1 pseudogene is annotated in these 1,730 nt (G+C 39.3%); it reads left to right on the forward strand.

The window, feature by feature from the left end:
* Positions 1-1,730: pseudogene (locus KWG70_RS17635) on the forward strand (hypothetical protein); the annotation flags it as partial.

Raw genomic sequence — 1,730 nt, forward strand, 5'->3', positions numbered from 1 at the left:
TGCCTATACTAACTTAGTATCGACTTGTGGTCTTGGTGGTACTATCGCTGTTGTCTATACCATTACTGATGACTGTGGTAACGCAACAACATTGAGTGCGACATTAACTCTTGAAGATACAACGCCTCCTAACCTTGATAACTGTACTGTTACTGATCAGTCGATTGAGTGTTCTGGTGATGATAACGAACAATTAGCTAACGATTGGAATGCAGCCAATATCGCTGCCCTTGAAGCTTGTGCTGCTGATTCTTGTGATACAGACTTAAATACGCAAGTCACTTCTGATTTTGCCTTTACTAACTTAGTATCTACTTGTGGTCTTGGTGGTACAATCACTGTTACATATACCATTACTGATGATTGTGGTAATGCAACAACATTGAATGCGACATTAACTCTTGAAGATACAACGCCTCCTAACCTTGATAACTGTTCTGTAACTGATCAGTCGATTGAGTGTTCTGGTGATGATAACAAACAATTAGCTAACGATTGGAATGCAGCCAATATCGCTGCCCTTGAAGCTTGTGCTGCTGATTCTTGTGATACAGACTTAAATACGCAAGTCACTTCTGATTTTGCCTATACTAACTTAGTATCTACTTGTGGTCTTGGTGGTACTATCGCTGTTGTCTATACCATTACTGATGACTGTGGTAATGCAACAACATTGAATGCGACATTAACTCTTGAAGATACAACGCCTCCTAACCTTGATAACTGTTCTGTAACTGATCAGTCGATTGAGTGTTCTGGTGATGATAACGAACAATTAGCTAACGATTGGAATGCAGCCAATATCGCTGCCCTTGAAGCTTGTGCTGCTGATTCTTGTGATACAGACTTAAATACGCAAGTCACTTCTGATTTTGCCTTTACTAACCTAGTATCTACTTGTGGTCTTGGTGGTACTATCGCTGTTGTCTATACCATTACTGATGATTGTGGTAATGCAACAACATTGAATGCAACACTGACACTTGAAGATACAGTTGCACCAGACCTTTCAAATTGTACTGTAGAAAATACAGTTTTAGAATGTTCTGATACTGAAAATGAATCACTTGCTGATGCTTGGAACGCGGCCAATATTGCAGCGCTTGAGGCTTGTGCTATTGATTCTTGTGATACAGACTTTACTGGTCAGGTGACTTCAGATTACGATTTTAATAACCTTAATACAACTTGTGGTCCTTGTGGAACACTAAATGTTACATATACTATTACTGACGATTGTGGAAATGCGTCTACTGTAATTGCTACATTAACCTTTGATGATGGAACTATTCCTGATTTGTCAAACTGTACTGTTACTGATGAGTCGATTGAGTGTTCTGGTAGTGATAATGAACAATTAGCCAATGATTGGAATTCAGCCAATATTGCTGCACTTGAAACTTGTGCCGATGATCTTGGTATTACTGTAACATCAAACTATACGTATACCAATTTAGTATCTACTTGTGGTCTTGGTGGTACTATCGCTGTTGTCTATACCATTACTGATGACTGTGGTAATGCAACAACATTGAGTGCGACATTGACTTTAGAGGATACAACACCTCCTAACCTTGATAACTGTTCTGTAACTGATCAGTCGATTGAGTGTTCTGGTGATGATAACGAACAATTAGCTAACGATTGGAATGCAGCCAATATCGCTGCCCTTGAAGCTTGTGCTGCTGATTCTTGTGATACAGACTTAAATACGCAAGTCACTTCTGATT

The sequence above is a fragment of the Psychroserpens luteolus genome (genome assembly GCF_021032705.1).
In the GTDB taxonomy this organism is placed as follows: Bacteria; Bacteroidota; Bacteroidia; order Flavobacteriales; family Flavobacteriaceae; genus Psychroserpens; species Psychroserpens luteolus.